This window comes from Rhizobium sp. S163 (assembly GCF_030380805.1).
Lineage (GTDB): Bacteria > Pseudomonadota > Alphaproteobacteria > Rhizobiales > Rhizobiaceae > Rhizobium.
Map to the genome: position 1 here is coordinate 801045 of NZ_JAUDSA010000018.1, position 21169 is coordinate 822213.

General features: G+C 62.3%; 16 protein-coding genes. 9 read left to right on the plus strand and 7 right to left on the minus strand.

All coding sequences use genetic code 11. The annotated features are described in order from the left end of the window. Nucleotides 1-45: 45 nt before the first annotated feature. The 4 genes from QTL96_RS19515 (at nucleotide 46) to ubiA (ending at nucleotide 5671) form a co-directional block, all read left to right on the plus strand. A complete protein-coding gene (locus QTL96_RS19515) occupies nucleotides 46-2355 on the plus strand; it encodes a Tex family protein (RefSeq protein WP_289728810.1) in 2310 nt (769 codons plus the stop codon). Nucleotides 2356-2490: 135 nt separating this feature from the next. Continuing rightward, on the plus strand, nucleotides 2491-3750 hold the full coding sequence (locus tag QTL96_RS19520; RefSeq protein ID WP_018898649.1) for a cyclopropane-fatty-acyl-phospholipid synthase family protein: 1260 nt from the start codon (nucleotides 2491-2493) through the stop codon (nucleotides 3748-3750). Nucleotides 3751-3820: 70 nt separating this feature from the next. Next, nucleotides 3821-4399, plus strand: coding sequence for a histidine phosphatase family protein (locus QTL96_RS19525; RefSeq protein ID WP_289728811.1), 579 nt, complete (start codon nucleotides 3821-3823; stop codon nucleotides 4397-4399). Nucleotides 4400-4711: 312 nt separating this feature from the next. Beyond that, nucleotides 4712-5671: a 4-hydroxybenzoate octaprenyltransferase gene (ubiA, locus tag QTL96_RS19530; protein ID WP_289728812.1), complete on the plus strand. Its 960-nt coding sequence runs from the start codon at nucleotides 4712-4714 to the stop codon at nucleotides 5669-5671. A 13-nt stretch (nucleotides 5672-5684) separates the two neighbouring features. Here the strand turns inward: ubiA and QTL96_RS19535 are convergent, their stop codons facing one another. After that, the gene (locus QTL96_RS19535; RefSeq protein ID WP_289728813.1) at nucleotides 5685-6575 is read right to left on the minus strand and encodes an amino acid ABC transporter substrate-binding protein; all 891 of its coding nucleotides are present in this window, start codon (nucleotides 6573-6575) and stop codon (nucleotides 5685-5687) included. A gap of 142 nt (nucleotides 6576-6717) precedes the next feature. Continuing rightward, nucleotides 6718-7284 (minus strand): DUF6101 family protein, encoded by a 567-nt coding sequence (locus QTL96_RS19540; RefSeq protein WP_112944656.1) that lies wholly within the window; start codon nucleotides 7282-7284, stop codon nucleotides 6718-6720. Between the two features lie 300 nt (nucleotides 7285-7584). Here QTL96_RS19540 and QTL96_RS19545 point away from each other — a divergent pair, with 300 nt between their 5' ends. Further along, nucleotides 7585-10332 carry a DUF1217 domain-containing protein gene (locus tag QTL96_RS19545; RefSeq protein ID WP_289728814.1) on the plus strand — a complete coding sequence of 916 codons (2748 nt, stop codon included), beginning with the start codon at nucleotides 7585-7587 and terminating at the stop codon, nucleotides 10330-10332. A 50-nt stretch (nucleotides 10333-10382) separates the two neighbouring features. Here QTL96_RS19545 and QTL96_RS19550 read toward each other — a convergent pair whose 3' ends face one another. The 3 genes from QTL96_RS19550 to QTL96_RS19560 form a co-directional block, all read right to left on the minus strand. Next, nucleotides 10383-11810, minus strand: a complete 1428-nt coding sequence (locus QTL96_RS19550; protein ID WP_289728815.1) for an FAD-binding oxidoreductase — start codon at nucleotides 11808-11810, stop codon at nucleotides 10383-10385. Between the two features lie 16 nt (nucleotides 11811-11826). Beyond that, the gene (locus QTL96_RS19555; RefSeq protein ID WP_289728816.1) at nucleotides 11827-12801 is read right to left on the minus strand and encodes an L-threonylcarbamoyladenylate synthase; all 975 of its coding nucleotides are present in this window, start codon (nucleotides 12799-12801) and stop codon (nucleotides 11827-11829) included. A gap of 100 nt (nucleotides 12802-12901) precedes the next feature. Beyond that, nucleotides 12902-13507 (minus strand): DUF6656 family protein, encoded by a 606-nt coding sequence (locus tag QTL96_RS19560; RefSeq protein ID WP_289728817.1) that lies wholly within the window; start codon nucleotides 13505-13507, stop codon nucleotides 12902-12904. Between the two features lie 418 nt (nucleotides 13508-13925). Here QTL96_RS19560 and QTL96_RS19565 point away from each other — a divergent pair, with 418 nt between their 5' ends. After that, nucleotides 13926-15170 (plus strand): aromatic ring-hydroxylating dioxygenase subunit alpha, encoded by a 1245-nt coding sequence (locus tag QTL96_RS19565; protein ID WP_289728818.1) that lies wholly within the window; start codon nucleotides 13926-13928, stop codon nucleotides 15168-15170. Between the two features lie 323 nt (nucleotides 15171-15493). Here the strand turns inward: QTL96_RS19565 and QTL96_RS19570 are convergent, their stop codons facing one another. Beyond that, nucleotides 15494-16561 (minus strand): GH25 family lysozyme, encoded by a 1068-nt coding sequence (locus QTL96_RS19570; protein WP_289728819.1) that lies wholly within the window; start codon nucleotides 16559-16561, stop codon nucleotides 15494-15496. A 156-nt stretch (nucleotides 16562-16717) separates the two neighbouring features. On the opposite strand from QTL96_RS19570, the gene QTL96_RS19575 reads away from it, so the two are divergent. Then, nucleotides 16718-17233 carry a BA14K family protein gene (locus QTL96_RS19575; RefSeq protein WP_289728820.1) on the plus strand — a complete coding sequence of 172 codons (516 nt, stop codon included), beginning with the start codon at nucleotides 16718-16720 and terminating at the stop codon, nucleotides 17231-17233. A 66-nt stretch (nucleotides 17234-17299) separates the two neighbouring features. On the opposite strand, the gene QTL96_RS19580 is transcribed toward QTL96_RS19575, so the two are convergent. Next, a complete protein-coding gene (locus tag QTL96_RS19580) occupies nucleotides 17300-18295 on the minus strand; it encodes a transporter (protein ID WP_289728821.1) in 996 nt (331 codons plus the stop codon). A 287-nt stretch (nucleotides 18296-18582) separates the two neighbouring features. On the opposite strand from QTL96_RS19580, the gene QTL96_RS19585 reads away from it, so the two are divergent. Together QTL96_RS19585 and QTL96_RS19590 are read left to right on the plus strand one after the other, a co-directional pair. Next, nucleotides 18583-20373, plus strand: coding sequence for an acyl-CoA dehydrogenase (locus QTL96_RS19585; protein ID WP_289728822.1), 1791 nt, complete (start codon nucleotides 18583-18585; stop codon nucleotides 20371-20373). A gap of 10 nt (nucleotides 20374-20383) precedes the next feature. Then, nucleotides 20384-21136, plus strand: coding sequence for a crotonase/enoyl-CoA hydratase family protein (locus QTL96_RS19590; protein WP_289728823.1), 753 nt, complete (start codon nucleotides 20384-20386; stop codon nucleotides 21134-21136). Nucleotides 21137-21169 lie beyond the last annotated feature (33 nt).

The window sequence follows — 21169 nt, forward strand, 5'->3', positions numbered from 1 at the left end:
TTCGCCGCTATGGTCCGCCACCTCAATTAAAACGCAGGAACCATCATGGCCGCTGATATCCGCATGCTCTCCGCAGTCATCGCCTCCGAGATCAATGCCCGGCCCGAGCAGGCGAAGGCCGCGATCGAGTTGTTGGATGAGGGCGCGACCGTGCCGTTCATCGCGCGTTACCGCAAGGAAGTGACCGGCGGGCTGGATGACACGCAGCTGCGCGATCTCTCCGAGCGCCTCGTCTATCTGCGCGAGTTGGAAGCCCGCCGCGATACGATCGTGGAATCGATCACCGGCCAGGGCAAGATGAGCGACGAGCTGATGGCAAAGCTGAAGGGCGCGGCCACCAAGGCCGAGCTCGAGGATCTCTATCTGCCCTACAAGCCGAAGCGCCGCACCCGCGCCGAGATCGCCCGCGAGCGCGGCCTCGGTCCGCTCGCCGAAGCGATCCTCGCCGACCGCGCCAAGGAGCCGGCAACGCTGGCCGAAGCCTATATCACCGCTGATGTCCCCGATGTGAAGACGGCGCTGGAAGGCGCCCGCGATATCGTCGCCGAAGGCATTGCCGAAAATGCCGACCTGCTCGGCAAGCTGCGCGCCCATATGCGCGGTGCGGCGCTGTTGAAGGCCAAGGTCGTCGATGGCAAGCAGGCGGCAGGCGAAAAGTTTTCCGATTATTTCGATCATTCCGAACGCTGGGCAACGGCCCCCGGCCACCGCGCGCTCGCCATGCTGCGCGGCTGGAACGAGGAAGTGCTGACGCTGACGATCGAGGCCGATGCCGAGACTGCCTCGCCGAACAAGCCGGTCGAGCGCATGATCGCTGCCGCCTACGAGATCGGCAACAGCCGTCCCGGCGACCGCTGGCTGATGGAGGTCGCCAGCTGGACATGGCGCGTGAAGCTCTCCATGTCGCTGTCGCTCGACCTGATGCGCGAGCTGCGTGAGCGCGCCGAGGAAGAGGCGATCCACGTCTTTGCCCGCAACTTGAAGGACCTGCTGCTCGCGGCCCCCGCCGGCTCGCGCCCGACCATGGGTCTTGATCCGGGTATCCGCACCGGCGTCAAGGTTGCCGTCACCGATGCCACCGGCAAGGTGGTCGCGACCTCAACCGTCTACCCCTTCCAGCCGCGCAACGACGTGCGCGGCGCGCAGATTGAGCTCGCCTCGCTGATCCGCAAGCACAATGTCGAGCTGATCTCGATCGGCAACGGCACCGGGAGCCGCGAAACCGAAAAGCTGGTGGCCGACATGCTGGCCGATCTGCCGGGCACGAAGCCCACCAAGGTCATCGTCTCGGAAGCCGGCGCCTCGGTCTATTCGGCGTCTGCCACCGCCGCTGCCGAATTCCCCAATCTCGACGTGTCGCTGCGTGGCGCCGTCTCCATCGCGCGCCGCCTGCAGGACCCTCTGGCCGAACTCGTCAAGATCGAGCCGAAATCGATCGGCGTCGGCCAGTACCAGCACGATGTCGACCAGCAGAAGCTGTCGCGCTCGCTCGATGCCGTGGTCGAAGACGCGGTGAATGCCGTCGGCGTCGATCTCAACATGGCCTCTGTGCCGCTGCTCGCGCGCGTCTCCGGCCTCGGCACCTCGATCGCCGAAGCCATCGTCAGGCATCGCGACGAGACCGGACGCTTCGAGACCCGCCGCGATTTGCTCAAGGTCGCGCGCCTCGGCCAGCGCACCTTCGAGCAGTGCGCCGGGTTCCTGCGCATTCGCGACGGCAAGGAGCCGCTCGATGCCTCCTCGGTCCACCCGGAAGCCTATGGCGTCGCCAAGAAGATCGTTGCCGCCTGCGGCCGCGACCTGCGCACCTTGATGGGCGACAGCGCGGTGCTGAAATCGGTCGATCCGCGCCAGTTCATCGACGACAAGTTCGGCCTTCCGACGGTCAAGGACATCCTGTCCGAACTGGAAAAGCCCGGCCGCGACCCGCGCCCGAGCTTCAAGACCGCGACCTTCGCGGAAGGGATCAACGAAATCTCCGACCTGAAGCCGGGCATGACGCTTGAGGGAACGGTAACCAATGTCGCCGCCTTCGGCGCCTTCGTCGATATCGGCGTCCACCAGGATGGCCTGGTGCACGTCTCGCAGCTCGCCGACCGCTTCGTCAAAGATCCTCACGAAGTTGTGAAAGCCGGCGATGTGGTGAAAGTTCGCGTCGTCGAGGTGGATGCAAAGCGCAAGCGCATCGCGCTTTCCATGCGCAAGGATGATGGCGCGGCAGCACCTGCGCCACGCGGCGAAACCCGTTCAAATCCAACCCCTCGCGGCGGAAACGACCGGCGCTCGTCCAGCCCCAAACAGGAGAGCCAGGGGGCGTTCGGCGCAGCACTCGCCGAGGCCATGAAGCGAAAATAAGGGCTTACGGATAAGCCTTGCAGAAATGTCACACTTCGGCGTTGATGTCGCCGAAGTGTCAAATACGGCGCTTGTAAGGCAGGCCAGACGGCCTAAGTTGATTGGATTATCCTGTCACATTGCGAGGCCTTACTTATGGCGTCGAATTTCTTATCGATTGTCCAAAAAATCATCCGCAAGGGTAACCTGAAGCTCACACTCGCCAATGGCGAGACACACACCATCGGGGACGGTACCGGAGAACTGGTTGCCGCCCGCGTTGCCGACGAGGAGGCGGAGCGACTGATCCGCCGAGACCCCACCCTCAAGCTCGGCGAAATGTACATGGATGGCCGGTTCATTCTGGAACAGGGCAACATCTACGATTTCCTGGCCCTGGTGAAACAGAACACCACCAACGAAATCTTCGACATCCCGATGGCGGCCCTCCTGATCGGCCGCATCGCCCTGCAGCAGCTGAAGAGCCGTCTGCCCGTCAACCACAACAAGCGCAACGTTGCCCATCATTACGATCTGTCGGAGAAGCTGTTCGAGCTTTTTCTCGATGAGGACTGGCAATATTCCTGTGCCTATTACAATCCGCCCGGCATCAGCCTGGAGGAGGCGCAGGTCGCCAAGAAGCGCCACATCGCCGCCAAGCTCCTGCTTCAGCCCAACCAGCGCGCGCTGGAAATCGGCTCCGGCTGGGGCGGCATGGGCATGTATCTGACGGAGTCCACGCCGGGGCTCGATCTCACCGGCATCACGCTCAGCGAAGAACAGCTGAAGATCTCGCGCGAGCGAGCGCAAAAGCGCGGTCTCACCGACCGGCTGCGCTTCGAGCTGCAGGACTACCGCACGATGAAGGGTCAGAAGTTCGACCGCATCGTCTCGGTCGGCATGTTCGAGCATGTCGGCATCGGCAATTTCGGCAACTTCTTCCGCAAGGTGCACGAGTTGCTGGCAGACGACGGCGTCATGGTGCTGCATTCGATCGCCCGTCCGAAGCCGAGCTTCGGCACCAATGCCTTCATCGAGAAGTATATCTTCCCACAGGGCTATATCCCCTCGATCGGCGAAACGCTGCCGGCGATTGAAAAGGCGAACCTTCTGGTCCGCGACGTCGAGGTCCTGCCGCTGCACTATGCCTATACGCTGCGCCATTGGCGTGAGCGTTTCGTGGCGCGCAAGGCCGAAGCCGTGGCGCTTTATGACGAACGCTTCTTCCGCATGTGGGAGTTCTATCTGGCCGGCTCCGAAATGGGCTTTCGCTGGGATGAGCTCTTCATCATGCAGATCCAGATTTCCAAGAACCAGTATTCCACCCCCGACAATCGCGACTATATCGCCGCGAACGAGGCGAAGCTGAAGGAATTCGAGGCAACGCGTCCGCCGCTCGAAAAGGTCATTCTCTGACTTGACGAAAAGGCGCGGCGAGACCCGCGCCTTTTTCATTCCCGCTGTTTCATTTTGAAAGGGTTGCGAGATGAGCAGTGCCTATCCCGAGATCACGCTGGTGCGCCATGGCGAGACCGAATGGAGCCTGTCTGGCCGCCACACCGGCCGCAGCGATATTCCGCTAACCGAAAACGGCGAAGCCGCCGCCCGCCGTCTCGGCCCGCGCCTTGAAGGCCTGACCGTCGCCGAAGTCTGGTCGAGCCCGTCTGAGCGCGCCCGCAACACCTGCCGCCTTGCCGGCTTCGGCGAGCGGATGGTGATCAAGGACGACCTCGCCGAATGGGACTACGGCGCCTACGAGGGTGTGACGACCAAGCAGATCCTCGCCAACCGCCCCGGCTGGCAACTCTTCCGCGACGGCTGCCCCGATGGCGAGAGCGCCGCCGACGTCGGCACCCGCGCCGAGCGAATCATCGCCGCGATCCGCGCGGCAAACGCCCCGATCCTGATCTTCTCCTCCTCCCACTTTCTGCGGGTGCTGGCGGCTCGCTGGGTAGGATTGCCAGCGGAAGGCGGGGCGCACTTCGTGCTGGATACGACGAGCATCAGCGTGTTGGGGTATGAGCATGATCTCAGCGAGCCGGTGATCCGGCGGTGGAATGGGTAGTTTTTTGGGGGCGTAGTTTAGGCTGACCTAAGCGCCCGGAGCCCCCTCATCCGCCCTTCGGGCCCCTTCTCCCCGCTGGGGCGAAGGGGAGGTTGGCGCAAGCGGCCCGCCCCAAGTCCCTTCTCCCCAGCGGGGGTCCGTAGGACGGGTCGAGACCGTTGGCTCGACCCCGGTCGATGCCGGCAGGCAGATGATGGGGCCACTCCCGCGAACCTCTCTAATATCTAATCAACCACGCCCACCAATCCCTCCACCCACACCACACCCACCATCCCGCTTGACCCGCCATCCCCCACGTCGCTAGATGGCCGCATGCAACAGATCGACGGAATCAACGGGCGCGTTGCGGATGCGCCGTCCAACAACTGGGTTTACCGGGTGCTGCCGCCATGGCTCTGGCCATATGCACAGCTGGCGCGCTGGGATCGGCCGATCGGCTGGCAGCTTTTGCTGTGGCCGTGCTTCTGGTCGGCGGCGATGGCGGCCAATGCGGCGGCTCATGTCGGCCTCTTTTCCGGCGGTCAGCTGATCTGGCATCTGGTGCTCTATTTCATCGGCTCCGTCGCCATGCGCGGCGCCGGCTGCACCTATAACGATCTCGTCGATCACAAGATCGACATGGAAGTGGCGCGCACCCGCTCGCGCCCGCTGCCGTCTGGCCGCGTCACCCGCACGCAGGCGAAGATCTTCATCCTGTTGCAAGCGCTGGTCGGCCTGGTCGTCGTTCTGCAGCTCAACTGGTTCTCCGTCATCCTCGGCGTCGCGTCTCTCGCGATCGTGGCGCTTTATCCCTTCGCCAAGCGCTTCACCGACTGGCCGCAATTCTTCCTCGGGCTCGCTTTCTCCTGGGGCGCGCTGATGGGCTGGGCCGCGATCTTCGGCAGTCTCTCGCTGGCGCCGGTGCTGCTCTATATCGGCGCGGTCGTCTGGACGATCGGTTACGACACCATCTACGCCCACCAGGACAAGGAAGACGACGAGCTGATCGGCGTCCGCTCGACCGCGCGTCTCTTCGGCGACAACACCAAGCCATGGCTGGTCGGTCTCTATGGTCTGATGCTGATCCTGACCTTCGCAGCCTTCCTGCTCGCAGGCGTCGGCGTCATCGCCTATCTCGCTCTGTTGATCGCAGCCGGCATGTTCGCCTGGCAGATCATCACGCTCGATATCAACGATGCCGATCAGTGCCTGGTGCTGTTCAAATCGAACAACCGCGTCGGCATGATCATCTTCGCAGGCCTGTTCCTGTCGCTGCTGTTCGTGCTTCCATAGGGCGATAACAAGCCTACGGAACGTGCTGCATGATGATTTGCGTGTGCAGCATTGGCGCATCGGCACCGAAATAGGTGTCGAGCACCGTAAGGAAATCGTCGGACAGATAGAAATCCGTCAAGGCGCGATCGGCGAGCAGCCGGAAATCGGCGTCGTTTCGGGGCAGGGCGATCGCATAGGGCTCATGCGTGAACAGCCGATTGCCGACCTCGAGCAAGGATGGATCCCGCGCCCGGGTGGCGAGGCTGGTCAGCAACACCTGATCGCCGATATAGGCGTCGATCTTGCGATCCTCCAGCGCCTTCAGACCCTCTTCATGTGTCTTGAAATCGGCAATCGTCGTCGTCGATGCCTGGCCCTTCATGGCCTCGTGCAGTGCCGCTCCCGTCGTCGAGTTCGCCCGCGCGCCGATCACGCTTGCCGACGCCGCGCGCTGGCTGACGGCGCTCACGGCCGGCTTGTCGAAAAAGAACGATTGCAGGTAGTCGGGCGAATCCTTGCGAAGCAGGGCGCTTGCCCCAGTCAGGAAGATCGGCTGCGAGAAGTCGACGATCTCCCGACGCTCGAGATTGACGGTGATCGCGCCGCACAGCAGGTCGACCTCACCATCCTTGACCGCATCGAAGCCGTTGGCGAGCGTCTTCTGGATGTATTCGCGTTTCAACTCCGGCACCTGATGCTCGATGTCATCGGCGATCTTGTTGCAGAGATCGATCGCATAACCCGTCGGCTCTGCCCCGGCCTTGGCTGAGGAGAAGGGGGCTTCGTCATCGATATAGCCGATGCGCACGGTCCCGCGCTCGATGATGCCGTCGAGAGTGGCGGCACTTGCCGTCAAGGCTGAAAGGGGAAGGGCGACAATCGCCAGCGGGAGCCATTTCATGCACTTTGTTGCCACCGGCATGACGCTCGTCTCCGAAAGACGGTTGCGATCTCAAAGCTGTGCACGCAGCTTATGGTCCGCCGGGCATTTGTCAACCGAGGTCCAAAAACGAAAAACCCGGCACACCGGCCGGGTCTTTCCGTCTGATCTCGTGCATCGGCCCTTAGCTGCGGGCGATGATTTCCTTGCCTTCGATCTTCATGGCGACGCCGAGCGTGCCGGTCGAGCGGCGCACGAGGAAGCGTGGGCGGCGGTTGGCGAAGTAGGAGTGGCGGCGGCGCGGCTTCAGGTGGCTGGTGCGCAGTTCGCCGAGATGTTCTTCCAGCGGACGGGCAATGCCGTCGGCTTCGACCATCAGCATGGGAATGCGGAATGCTTCGGACCATCCGCGCCAGTCGGCGGCGATGTCGGAAAGGTCGTGGGCCACCAAGAGCGGCACGCAGAGATCGGGATCTTCGTGGTGCAGTTCGAGCGTCACGGTGACTTCGCCATTGCCATGGTCGATGGCGCGGGCAGCAACGCCCTTGAAGGCGCGCTTCGGCAGCGCGATGGAGAGTGGAAGGCCGCTCGAGGGGAGGATCTTGCGCAGGATGGCGCCGCGTTCGTCGATCGTTATGCTGACATCGCTTGTGGAGTCGTGGATGGCGTAGCTCACCTGCTGCGGAAAGCGCGACGGATCAAGACGAAGTGTCGCTCCAGCCCATGCGGGCTTCATAACGGTATTGTTCATGTTCATTCTCACCCTTGTCTTACCTGAGAGCCGGTTTCCGGTCTTCTCCTCGGGACTTTTCGTCCTCTGTGGCTGACAATAGGCGCCGCCTGTTCGAGACAGCTTAAAAATCGCGGTTAAGAAGACCTTGCCTCCCTGGATGGTTATCAAAACCAAACGTGGCAGGGTTTCCGAGAGGTGAACGGAGCGGTGTCCCAGGTTGCAACAAAGCGCGGGTAAGTCTCGGGTAAGCTTTTCATAGCAAAATGGAGCGGTGAACCGTCTGTCATTCATCCAAGACTATTGCCGGAATAGAACGCTATGATCTCTGCTTCGTTGGGCTATACGATAATATCGGGCGATTTGCAGAAGAGCCTTGACCGCGTCGCCTCGCAGACGACGGTGAAGCGCCAGGCGCAGTACTACGAAGAAAATATCAACAAAGTCAAAGATGTAGACGACTTCCTCGGCAATTATAAGCTCTATAGCTATGCCATGAAGGCCTATGGCCTCGAGGATATGACCTACGCCAAGGCCTTCATGAAGAAGGTTCTGGAGAGCGATCTCACGGATGCCAACAGCTTCGCCAACAAGCTGTCGGACAGCCGCTACAAGGAGTTCGCGTCCGCCTTCAATTTCGGCACGACAGCGACCGACCCGCAAAGCGACAGCCAGGAAACCGACATGCTGGGGCTCTATACCCAGTCTTATGCGGATGAAGGCGCCAATGCGGCCACGGAGTCGACCTATTACAGCACGGCGATCGACAAGGTTCAGAGCGTAACCGGCCTAACGTCGAACGCCCGTCTTCGCACTTATGTGCTCGGCGCTTTCGGGATCGACCCGACCTACGTGTCCAACGACTATCTCAGCAAGGTCCTGACCAGCGACGTCAACGATCCGAACAGCTTCGTCAACACCAGCGGCAACGCCAAATACAAGGCGCTCGCCGCCCAGTTCAGCTTTAATGCGGACGGTACGGTCAACGGCACAGCGCAAACCGCCAATCAAAAGAACGCGGTGATCGAGCAATACAATCTCACCGTTCCCTCGATCGTCACCCCCAAGGCGGCCGAATACAACAAGGCTTACTTCGATGCCAACATCGGCTCGATCACCAGCGTCGATCAGCTGATTTCGGACAAGCGGCTGACCTCCTATATCAAGGCTGCCTATGGCGCCGGCGAGGATTTCAGCGATGCCGGCCTGAAGCGGGTGCTGACCGATTCCAGCTACGCGGCCATGCTTGGTTTTGACGCCATCAACGCCGCCTTCAATTTCAATGCGGATGGCACCGTCGACGCGACGAAAGCGGGATACGCGGCGCAGACATCGGCCCAGATCGGCGCCACGGCGACGGCCGCCAACAACATGTCTAGCGCCTATTCGACCAAGATCGCCGGTATCAAGACGGTCGATGACTTGATCGCCGATACCAAGATGACATCCTACATCAAGGATGCCTATGGCGTTCCGCAAAGCTTGAGCGATGCGGATCTGAGAAGCGTGCTGACCGATTCCAGCTATGCCGGGCTGCTCGGCCTCCAGGCCGTGCATGATGCCTTCAACTTCCAGGCGGACGGCAGCGTGACGTCGGATGGCGCGCAGACCGCCAGCCAGATCCGTCTCGTCGGCTATAATGCGAGCGACAACCTCAGCTATTACCGCAGCAAGATAAGCGCGCTCTCCAATGTCGACGACCTGATTGCCGACACGAAGCTGACGAGCTTCCTGAAGAGCACATATTCGCTGCCATCAACAATCAGCGATTCCGACCTGAAAAGCATCCTCACCGATGCGAGCTTTGCGGCCTCCAGTGGCTTCAGCAACGTCAATGAGGCATTCAACTTCGCCGCCGACGGCTCCGCCGCGGCAATGTCGGGTCCGCAGAGCACGCAGCAGACGACGAGCGTGGATACGCTATACTCGGCACACTACGCAGACGAACAGCAAGCCGAGATCGACAGCTCTGTTGCCAACTACAAGACGCGCATGGCCGATGACAAGGTGACCAACGTTGCCGATTTCCTGCGCACCAACCTCACGTCCGACACCGATCGCAGCAACGACAGCCTTCCCGATCTGTACCAGATGGCGCTTCGTTCCTATGGGCTGACGGAGCAGGATGTCTCGCGCACCATGATGCGCAAGCTGCTGCAAAGCGATCCCTACGACCCCAAGGGTTATGTCGCCTCGCTGAAGGACGATCGCATCACCGACATGGTGCGCGCCTTCAATTTCGGCACGGATGGCAAGGCCACATCCGAAGTGCAGGCCGTATCGACGGCCGTGCTGGCGAAATATGGAACGACCTACAAGTCGCTTGCGACGCTGGGCATGAGCGCCGGCCCCGTGAGAGACAAGGCTTCCAAGGATGCGACGACCGAGGTCGACGATTTTGCTAAGAAGATCGTGACGGTGAAATCGCTCGACGACTTCCTCAACGACAGCAAGCTGACCGATTTCGTGCTGAAGGCCAATGGTCTTGATCCGAAGGACTACGACAAGGCGACCTTGAAGAAAATCTTCACCTCGGACCCGACGGACGACAAGAGCTACCTGAACAAGACAGCGCCTTCGAAGTTCAAGGAAGTCGTTGCCGACTTCAACTTCGACACATCGGGCAACCTGACCCGCTCGAAGATCGGCGCCATCCAGAACGTCGGTGCCGAGGAGCGGACGCAGCAGGGCTATCTGCAGATGACGCTCGAAACCCAACAGGGTGAGAGCAACGACGGCGTGCGCCTCGCGCTCTACTTCGCCCGCAAGGCCCCGAGCGTGACTTCGATCTACTCGCTGATCGGCGACCAGGCTCTGTTCCAGGTCATCACCACCGCCTACAGCCTGCCGACCAGCATGTCGAACATGGACGTCGACAAGCAGGCGACGATGCTGAAGAAGTTCGTCGATATCAATGATTTCCAGGACCCGAAGAAGGTCGACAAGCTGATGAACCGGTTCACGGCCATGTATGATCTCAAGAACAACACGACGACGTCGCCGGCGCTGACGATCATGAACTCCTACGCCTCGAACGCGGCGACCATCAACAGCAACAACAAGCGTTAAGCGCTGTCGTTACCGTGAAGTGAGACGCGGCCATCCGGCCGCTCCGTCCTTCAGTCGACGTTGACGACCTTGCCGGGGTTCATGATGCCTTCGGGATCGAAAGCCTTCTTGATGCGACGCATCAGGTCGATCTCGATCGCAGGACGGATCGTGGCGAGCTCATCGCGCTTCAGCTGGCCGATGCCGTGCTCTGCCGAAATCGAGCCGCCATGCGCGAGCACCAGCCCATGCACGATCACGTTCATCTCGTGCCAACGCTCGAGAAACGCCTGCTTGTCGGCGCCAACGGGCTGCGAGATGTTGTAGTGGATATTGCCGTCGCCCATGTGGCCGAAGGCGCAGATGCGCGCGCCGGGCATCGCCGCCATCACCGCCTGCTCGGCTTCGTGCATGAACTGCGGCACGGTAGAGACCGGCACCGACACATCGTGCTTGATCGATCCGCCCTCCGGCTTCTGCGCTTCCGACATGCTCTCGCGCATGTGCCAGAGCGCCGTCTGCTGCGCGACGGAGGAGGCGATGGCCGCGTCCTGCACTAGGCCGGCCTCGAAACCCTGCTCCAGCAGCGCCGTCATCATTCGCTCGGCAGTCTCTGCCGAATCCGAAGTGGAGATGTCGATCAGCACGTACCAGGCATGTTCGCTTTCCAGCGGATCGCGCACGCCCTCGATATTGCGGGCGGTGATCTCCACGCCGAAGCGCGGCATCAGTTCGAAGCCTGTTAGAGACGTGCCGCACAGGCTGGAAGCGAGGTTGAACAGCGACAGCGCGTCTTCCACAGAGTTCAGACCCGCAAAGGCCACCTGCTTGCCGAGCGGCTGCGGAAAGAGCTTCAGCACCGCGCCGGTGATGACACCCAGCGTTCCCTCGGCGCCGATGAAGAGATCGCGCAGGTCGTAGCCGGTATTGTCCTTCTTCAGGCGGCGCAGCCCGTCCCAGATCTCGCCGGTCGGAAGCACGACCTCAAGCCCGAGGCAGAGCTGGCGCATGTTGCCATAGGCGAGCACGGCGGTGCCGCCGGCATTGGTAGCAAGATTGCCGCCGATGCGGCAGGAGCCTTCCGAGCCGAGCGACAGCGGAAACAGCCGGCCATGTGCCTCGGCCGCTTTCTGCACGTCGGCGAGGATCGCGCCGCCATCGGCCACGAGAACGTTGGCGACGGGATCGACGTCGCGGATCTTGTTCATCCGCTCCAGCGACAGGATAATGTCGGATTTCCCCTCGCGCGGCGTCTGTCCGCCCACAAGCCCGGTATTGCCAGTCTGCGGCACCACTGATGTGCCGGTTTCGCTGGCGAGCTTGAGGATCGCGGAGACCTCCTGAACGTTGGCGGGCTTCAGAAGCATCGGCGAGGAGCCGTGATAGAGCCCGCGGTTCTCGATCAGGTGCGGCGCCAGATCGGCCTCGTTGCGCAGCGCGTATTTGTCGCCGACGATGGCTGCGAAACGGTCGAGTAGCTCAGGTGAAACGCTGCTCATCGGGCTTTATCCTCTGTTATTCCCGTGGGGCCGCGGCGCGCCGCAGCCGGTCGTTGATGGCTTCGCCGAGACCCTCGTCGGGAATGGCGGTGAATGCGATCGTCGCCGCACCACTGGCATCGGCGCGCTTCATGTAGTCGAAAAGATTGGTGGCCGCTTCGGCAAGATCGCCGCTCTCGCTGAGATTGAGCACGACCTTGGCCTTATCTGCGTTCGCTATGGGGGAGGGACCGAAGGCGATCAACGCCTCGCCATCTCTCACCTCGCTGGCATCGAGCCGCACCGCAGCCCCCGGCGCATAGTGCGAGGCCATCATACCCGGCGCCTCGATCGCGGCGGACGCCACTCTCGGGCGCACCAGCTTCACGCCGGCGACGCGTTCGATCTCGTCAGCCGGCAGCCCGCCCGGCCGCAGAAGCCTCAGCTTCCCGTTCTCGACCTTGACGATGGTGGATTCCACGCCGACATCGCTCGCCCCGGCATCGAGGATCAATTTGATCTTGTCCCCGAGATCGGCCTGCACGTGGGCGGCGCTGGTGGCGCTGATCTTGCCGGATGTATTGGCGCTCGGCGCCGCCAGCGGATGGCCGAAGGCGCGGATGAGTTCGCCGGCAAATCCCTTCGGCACCCGGATGCCGACGGTGTCGAGCCCGGCCGTCGCCAGCGCATGAATGCCGCTCGTGGCCTTCAGTGGCACGACGATCGTAAGCGGTCCCGGCCAGAAGGCCTCCGCCAGCGCCCGCGACAGCGGATCGAAATCGGCATAGATCTCCGCCATTTCGAGATCCGCCATGTGACAGATCAGCGGATTGAACTGCGGCCGGCCCTTGGTTTCGTAGATGCGGGCGATGGCGGCCGGATTGGTGGCGTCGGCGGCAAGACCATAGACGGTCTCGGTCGGAATGGCGATCGGCAAACCTTCGCCCAGCACCTTGCAAGCGGCGTCGATCGCCTGCTGCCTGTTCTCGGTGATGTCGATGATCTCTGCCATATGCCGCCCGGATAGTCTGTCCGGCAGTCCTTATGCCCTTGCGGCCCCGCGATCAATATCAGAGCTGGCGAATGATCCCGGTCAAAGCCTGCGCATGGCCTCAGAGTTGGCGAATGATCTCGCGCAGTTGCTCGTTGCGGGCGCCGAGCAGGAGGACGTTGCGGATCGCCACCTGCGGGTCGTCGGTGCGAAACAAAAGGCCGTTCCCGCGGATATTGCGGTCGATCGTCATCTTCTCCGGCGTATGCTCGCCGGGCCGGATGGCGACCGCGAAATACATGCGCGAGTAACGCACGTCGATCTTCTCGAAGACATTGTCGTTGTCGCCGATATCGGCGTAGAAATTGGCGATGTAGAAGGCCCAGCTGACGGCTTCATACTGAGCGAACTTGGTGCGCGCCGCCGTCACGTGGCAGTAGCCGAGATGCGGGCTGTCTTCCAGTGTGCGGTGAAACACCATCTTCGGAAACTGGATGGAGCGGTGAAAGCCGTTGATATGCTGGTGTGTCTTCTCACCGGCGGTCTGCAGCTTGCGGCCGGTCTTCTCGGCCACTTCGTCGTGGGTGAGATAGCGACGCTCGGCGGCCAGCCAATGCGACTGGTGGCGGGTGATCTTGCCCGTGCGCAGGAATTCGGAATGCGGCGCGACCGGCGCGGTGGGCTGGTCGATGCTCGCTCTGGCGTCGAAGTAACGAAGTTTCGCCATGGTCTCGGATCCGGCTGCCTGTCTCTTTGGCCGAAGGATAGGCAATCATGCTTAATGCGATGTTAAATTTGGCCGACTGCCATTGCGGCTGCTACAAACTGCCACAAGCTGCTGTCGCAAACAGAATATCGCTGGCAAGGCCGCTCTCAAGTCCCTTGATCTCTGGTAATTTCGACAAAGTCGCAAATAATCCTATTTGTCTGAAGCGACGCGGAAATGCGCCTTTTTGGTCGCGGCGCGATCGCCCGTGTGGAACTGTCGTCATTTTCGAAGCCGATGTCGCTTTGCAACCACGCGGGCGGCGTGGGCAGTGGTTAAATGCATCATATAGGCAATATCTCCTTCGGGAGAGGGGGCGAGCGCTTCCCGCGGCTTTCGCCATCCGTTATGTGGCAGCCCGAATAGACGAGGATATGAGATGGATATTCGCAGCAACGTTTTACGGCAGCTCAAGAACCGCCGCGAGGGCTTCAGCCTCGAGCAACCCTTCTATATCGACGAGGATTACTTCAAGCTCGATATGGAGCTGATCTATTATCGCGACTGGCTGTTCATGGGCCATGACTGCGAGCTGCCGAAGGCCGGCGCCTATTTCACGGTGCAGATCGGCGACTATCCGGTCGTCATCGTGCGCGGCCGCGATAACGTCATCCGCGCCTTCCACAACAGCTGTCGCCATCGCGGCTCGCGCGTCTGCACCAAGGATCACGGTTCGTCGGTCCGTCTTGTCTGTCCCTACCACCAGTGGGCCTATGATCTCGACGGCAAGCTCGCCTTCGCCCGCCACATGGGCGACGATTTCGACAAGTCCGGCTTCGGCCTGAAGCCTGTTCATTGCGAGAGCTTCGGCGGCTATATCTTCATCTGCCTCGCCGACAAGGCGCCGGACTTCCAGCCGGTTCGCGACATGGTCGCCCCCTACATGATGCCGCATCACCTGAAGGACGCCAAGGTCGCCTTCCAGAGCACCATCATCGAGAAGGGCAACTGGAAGCTCGTCTGGGAAAACAACCGCGAGTGCTACCACTGCGCCGCGAACCATCCCGAACTCTGCCGCACCTATCCGGAAGCCCCGAGCGTCACCGGCACCGATGGCGGCGCCGATGATCCGGAGATCGCGGGCCACTGGGCACGCTGCGAGGCCGCGGGCCTTCCCAGCAAGTTCCAGATCTCGCCGGATGGCCAGTTCCGCGCTGCCCGCATGCCGCTGATCGAGGATGCCGAGAGCTACACCATGTCCGGCAAGCGCGCCGTCGCCCGTCCGCTGTCGGATGACGTGACGATCGACCGGATCGGCACCATGCTGCTCTTCCATTATCCGACGACCTGGAACCACATCCTCGGCGACCACGCCATCTCCTTCCGCGTCCTGCCGCTCAGCGCCAACGAGACGGCCGTGACCACCAAGTGGCTGGTCCACAAGGACGCCGTCGAAGGTGTCGATTACAATCTCGAGGAACTGACGCACGTCTGGACCGAGACCAACGACCAGGACCGCCGCATCGTCGAGGAAAACGCCTTCGGCATCCACTCGCCGGCCTACGAGCCGGGCCCGTACTCGATGCTGCACGAGGGCGGCGTCATGCAGTTCCTCGAATGGTACGCGCTGTTCATGACCAACCGCCTGCAGGGCGATCAGGCCAAGCTCTCCGTCGTCGCCTGACGTCGAGGTATCACAGCATGGAGCACACCCTTGGTAAGGGTGTGCTCGTCAGGCTGACGATAAAGCTTTCCGGGTCAAGAAGCCTCAATCTCCTCATTCCTGTGCTTGTCACAGGAATCCAGCCGCCGCGCGTCGGCGCGGCGAAGAGAGTCTTTTGCGATCAAGGACTTGATCGCGCTGGATCCCTGTGACGAGCACAGGGATGAGGGAGGGTGAGGCGCCGTGCTGACTAAAACAAAGTTGGCATCGCTAAAGGCCGGTACTCTGTCAGGTTACCCAGCCCCTCTTCAAAAGGCGCCCTCGTTTTCGTTCGACCCTGTCGCTCAGAAATCCTGGTAGTTCAGGGCGTTGATTTCGCGCGGCGGCACCGATGAGGTCACGAGCCCATCCCGCGCCGCCACCGTCACCGCTGTCGCGGCTGCCGGCAGCTGTGCGGCGGCGGGCAATTGCGCGATCGGCGGTAGCCCCGGTGTTGCGGCCACTAATGGCGGCAGCGGCTGGCGCGGTTCCATCTCGATCTTGGCGAGGATCAGCGGCGGATCCGGCTCGCGCGGCGGCAGGAGATTGCCCTGCGCCCAGATCTTCGCAAGGTCGGCCTTGCTCATGGCGGCGACATTGACGTCGATATCGGTCAGCGTGCCAGGCACCCGATAGGGGCAGCGCCGCTTGCTGCAATTGGCGCCGGCCGAGAACTGCCAGAGCAGGTAATTGTCCCAATTGCCCATCGGGAACGCGCCTTTGACGTCGGGCTTGTAGCGCGCATACCAGATCGGCAGCCGCGCCAGCACCGGATAGTCGTTGCGATAGGCGGCGATGTAGCGGGCGGTATCGTGGTTGGTATAGAGCACCGGATAGCGCCCGGTCCGCGTCTTGATGTGGCCGACGAATATCTGCGCATCCTCGAGCGACATGAACTTTTGAGGATCGATGCCCTCCAGATCGAGGATCATCATCTCGTCAGGCTTGGGGGTCGCGTAGTCGAGAAAGTGGTTGGCCTGGTTGATCGGGTTGCCGGGGCGGGCGAGGTGATAGGCGCCCCACAAGAGCCCCGCCGCACGCGCCACCAGCCGCCTTGTCTGGAAAAGCTCTCGGCTGACCGCGTACTTGCGCCACATCGTCTTGCAGTGGCCCACCGTGTCACCGGCATGGTCGCCATCGCACGAAAAACTCTCGGGCAATCCGTCCGACGCCTTGGAGATGAAGCCGGCGATCCGCTTGTCTGATGTCAGCGCTTCCCAGTCGATCGTGTTCAGTTCGTAGCCATCGACCACGAGCGCGTTATCGGTCTCTTTCCAGGGGAGTGTATCGCCGGCCGTGGCGTAATGAGACAGTCCGGCCGCGATCGCCAGAAGCAGAATACGGAGAGTGGCTCTTCCATGCCGTTGCTTCATGTAACGAGAGTGATGAAAACTGGTTAATGGATTGCTTATCAGCTTTTACGAATAAACAAAAAACCGTGACCGGTCGCGAAAAAAGATGCGTTTAGGAACATTTTCCCCATCAATGCGTTACACCACGGATTAATTTACGGTGAGATTGGAGTCTTCATGCCCAGGTCGTTCAAGCAACTCGTCGTCGCGGCCATTTCCTCATTGATGCTGGTGACAAGCGTCGCGCCGTCGCAGGCGGTCCAGATGCCTGCAGCGCCGCAGGTGGAAAAATCGGCGGATGTTCAAAACGTGCAATATTGCCGCTATGGCCGCTGCGGCCCGCGTCCGGGCTATTATGGCCGGCCGGGTGGCTACTATCCCGGTTATCGCCCCGGTTACCGCCCTGCCTATCGTCCCGGCTGGTACGGCGGCTATCGCGGTTACACCTACGCACGCCCCGGATATCGCCACTATAATGGCTACTGGTACCCGCTCGCCGCCTTCGGCGCCGGCGCCATCATCGGCGGCGCAATCGCCAGCCAGCCGCGCTATGCACCGGCACCGCGTTACGTCGCCCCGGCCGGATCGAGCCATGTCGCCTGGTGCGAGCAGCGCTACCGCTCCTACCGCGCCTACGACAACACCTTCCAGCCGTACAACGGCCCACGCCAGCAGTGCGTTTCGCCTTATTGATCTATCGGTCTAGTTGACATGAAAATCCCCTTCGGTTCGCTGCCGAAGGGGATTTTTGTTTGTCCGTCACAAAATATTCACCCGCTTCAACAGCCACCAAGCCAGTGCGATCGACGCGATGATCATCCCGATCGCGTATTCCGTCCCGGTCGACCCCTGCGTGAACGGCAGGTTGGCCGTGTTCATGCCGAAGAAGCCGGTCACCAGCGTCGGCGGCAGCAGGAAGGCGGTCATGATCGACAGGATGTAGAGGTGCCGGTTGGTCTCTGACGAGAGCTTGGAATCGATTTCCTCGTGCAGCAGCCGTGCCCGATCCTGCAGAGCGTAGATGTCGTGATCGACCGTCTCCAGCCGCGCCGTCAGCCGCCCGGCGACATCCTCGAAGCCGAATGGCATCTCGTCGTCATCGGAAGCCGCCGCCCGGCGCATCAGGCCGAGTACGGTCCTCAGGTGCCGGTGGATGCGTACGACGGCGCGCCGGACCGGTGCCAGCCGCCGCCGCTCGTCGCGCGGCGCCGTGTCGTAGACGAAGTCCTCGATGATATTAAGCTCTTCGGTCAGGTCCATCACGATCGAAATCAGCGTGCGCTGGAATTCGGTGACCAGCAGTTCGAACAGATCGACCGGCCGGGTGAACTTCGCCGGGTTCTTCTCCATCAAGAGCCGTGCCCGCTCGACGCTGCGCAGCGGCTGCAGCCGGGTGGTGATGATGAAGCGGTCGGAGATCGCGAAGTGCAGCCAGCCGAGATCGGCGGTCTCGTGATCGAACTCGCGCTGGCAATCGACCAGCGTGCCGTAGAGCATCTGCTCGTCGACCGTGATGGCCGAATGCGTGTCATGCGTGGTGAGCGCCGCCTTGGCGTCGTCGGTCAGCCCGGACAGCGCATCGATAAGCGCGGGCACGCGGGCGTCGGCGAGGTTGAGGTGCAGCCAGTAGAAGCCGCCATCGGCGGTGAGGTCCGCTGGCAGCGCGTTGTTGGAGAGCCGTATCGGCTTGCCGCCGCCTTCAGGGAAACGATAACCCCAGACGAAACCCGGCATGCTCACAGGCAGTGTATCCATTCTTTGCCGGTCCTCTTGCATTGGCGGTGCGCTCCACGCTGGCGTCTGGGTCTCGGCGACCAGCAGCGCCGGATCGGCAGCTCATAGGAGAGCATGAGCATGGCGCCGCACCCGATGGCAAGACCCTTTCAAGCGATGCCTCCCTATGACAGCGACACCACAGTTTCATGACAATGATGCCCGCAAGTTTAAAATTGACGTTTACGTAAAAATCAATTAGCTCTGCCGTCGGAGGCAGCGGGTAGGGGAGAGCTATCCCGCGCCATCAGGCTTACGAGGAGAGCAGCATGTACAAGGCGCCCGTCGAGGAGATCGCATTCACCCTGAAGCACGTGGCCGGTCTCGCCCAGGCGATCGACGACGGCCTGCTTGGCGATCTCGGCGAGGATCTGGTCGATGCGATCCTTCATGAAGCCGGCCGCTTCGCATCCGACGAGATCGCCCCGCTCGCCGAGATCGGTGATCGCCAGGGCGCGCGCATATCGGACGGCAAGGTCACGACGCCGGATGGCTGGCGCGATCTCTACCGCAACTGGATATCAGGCGGCTGGAACGGCCTGACGGCATCCGAAGACTTCGGCGGCCAGGCGCTGCCGCACATGCTGAATGTCGCGGCACTCGAAATGTGGAACTCCGGCTCCATGGCATTCGCGCTCTGCCCGACGCTGACGATGGGCGCCATCGAGGCCATCACCGCCCACGGCAGCGACGCGCTGAAGGCGACCTATCTACCGAAACTCGTCTCGGGCGAATGGACCGGCACGATGAACCTGACGGAACCGCATGCAGGCTCCGATCTCGGCGTGCTCAAAGCCCGCGCCGAACGCCGCGACGACGGCAGCTACCGCATCTTTGGCCAGAAGATCTTCATCACCTGGGGCGAACACGACGCCGCCGACAACATCATCCACCTTGTGCTCGCCCGCCTGCCGGATGCGCCCGCTGGTACGCGCGGCATCTCGCTGTTCCTGGTGCCCAAATTCCTGGTCAACGAAGACGGCTCGCTCGGCGCCCGCAACGATCTCTTCTGCCACGCGCTGGAGCACAAGCTCGGCATCCACGGCTCGCCCACCTGCACGATGATCTATGGCGACGGCCGCTTCGGTGCGGAGAAGGGCGCCATTGGCTGGCTGGTCGGCGAGGAAAACAAGGGCCTCGCCTGCATGTTCACGATGATGAACAATGCCCGTCTCGCGGTCGGCATGCAGGGCGTCGCGATTGCCGAAGCCGCGACGCAGAAGGCCGTCGCCTATGCCCGCGAGCGCACTCAGGGCAAGGCGCCCGGCTGGACGGGAGCAGGCCAAACAGGGGCCATGAGCCCGATCATCGAGCATCCCGATGTCATCAGAATGCTGCTCACCATGAAGGCGCTGACCCAGGGCACCCGCGCCATCGCCTATAGCTGCGCCCACGCCGCCGACATGGCGCACCGCGCCGGCGATGACAAAAGACACTGGCAGGAGCGTGCCGCCCTGCTGACCCCGGTCGCCAAGTCCTTCGCCACCGATATCGGCGTCGACGTCGCCTCGCTCGGCATCCAGGTGCATGGCGGCATGGGCTTCATCGAGGAAACCGGCGCCGCGCGCTATCTCAGGGACGCGCGCATCGCCCCGATCTACGAAGGCACCAACGGCATCCAGGCGATCGACCTCGTCACCCGCAAGCTGCCGCTATCCGATGGCGGCGAGGTGAAAAGCCTGATCGCCGAACTGCAGGAAATCGCCGACCGCGTCGGTGCCTCGAATGCCGAAAACTTCGGCGCCACCGCAAACCGCCTCAACGCCGCCATCACCGATCTCCAGGAGGCGACCGACTGGCTCCTGGCGCAACTGGCGGCCGGCAATGCGACCGACGCCTTGGCCGGAGCCACGCCCTATCAGCGCCTGTTCGGCCTGACGCTGACCGGCTGCTATCTCGCCAAGGGTGCTCTCGCCGATGCTGACGATGGCAAGGCCGCCGATCGCATCGCGCTCTGCCGCTTCGCCGCCGAAAACCTGCTGGCCGAGACCACGGCGCTGAAGAACAGCGTCGTCAACGGCGCCGCAAGCCTCGCCGCCGCCAGATCCATTTTCGCCTGAGGGACCCGATATGACCGACCACATTCTCGTCGAGCGCCCCGAGACCCATCCCGGCGTCCAGATCATCCGCTTCAACCGCCCGGAAAAGAAGAACGCCATCACCCGCGCCATGTATTCCGTCATGACCGAGGCGCTGACCGCGGCCGATAGCAACCCCGACATCCGCGCCACGGCCTTCCTCGGCACCGAGGGCTGCTTTTCCGCTGGCAACGATCTCGGCGACTTCCTGGCTGTGGCAATGGGCGGCGGCATGCCGCGCGAGGTGATTGATTTCCTCTATGCGCTGGTGCGCTCGGCAAAGCCCATCGTCTCGGGCGTCGATGGCCTGGCGATCGGCATCGGCACCACCATGCATCTGCATTGCGACCTGACGGTCGCCTCCGCCCGCAGCCAGTTCCGCACCCCCTTCGTCGATCTCGCCCTGGTGCCGGAAGCTGCCTCAAGCCTGCTCGCGCCGCGCATCATGGGCGCCCAGCGCGCCTTTGCCATGCTTGCCGCCGGCGAACCCTTCTCCGGCGAACAGGCGAAGGATGCCGGCCTGGTCTTCAAGGTCGTGGAGCCGCATCAGGTCGAGACGGAGACGCTCAGCCTCGCCGCAAAGCTCGCCGCCAAACCGCCCGAGGCTTTGCGCCTTTCGCGCGATCTCATCCGCGGCGACCGCGAACAGATCATCGCCCGCATCGACGAGGAAGCCCGCCACTTCGCCGCCCGCCTGCAAAGTGCCGAAGCCCGCGCCGCATTCGAAGCTTTCATGCGCCGTTGAGGCTGCGGGAACCCAGTCTCCAATAGTATGAAT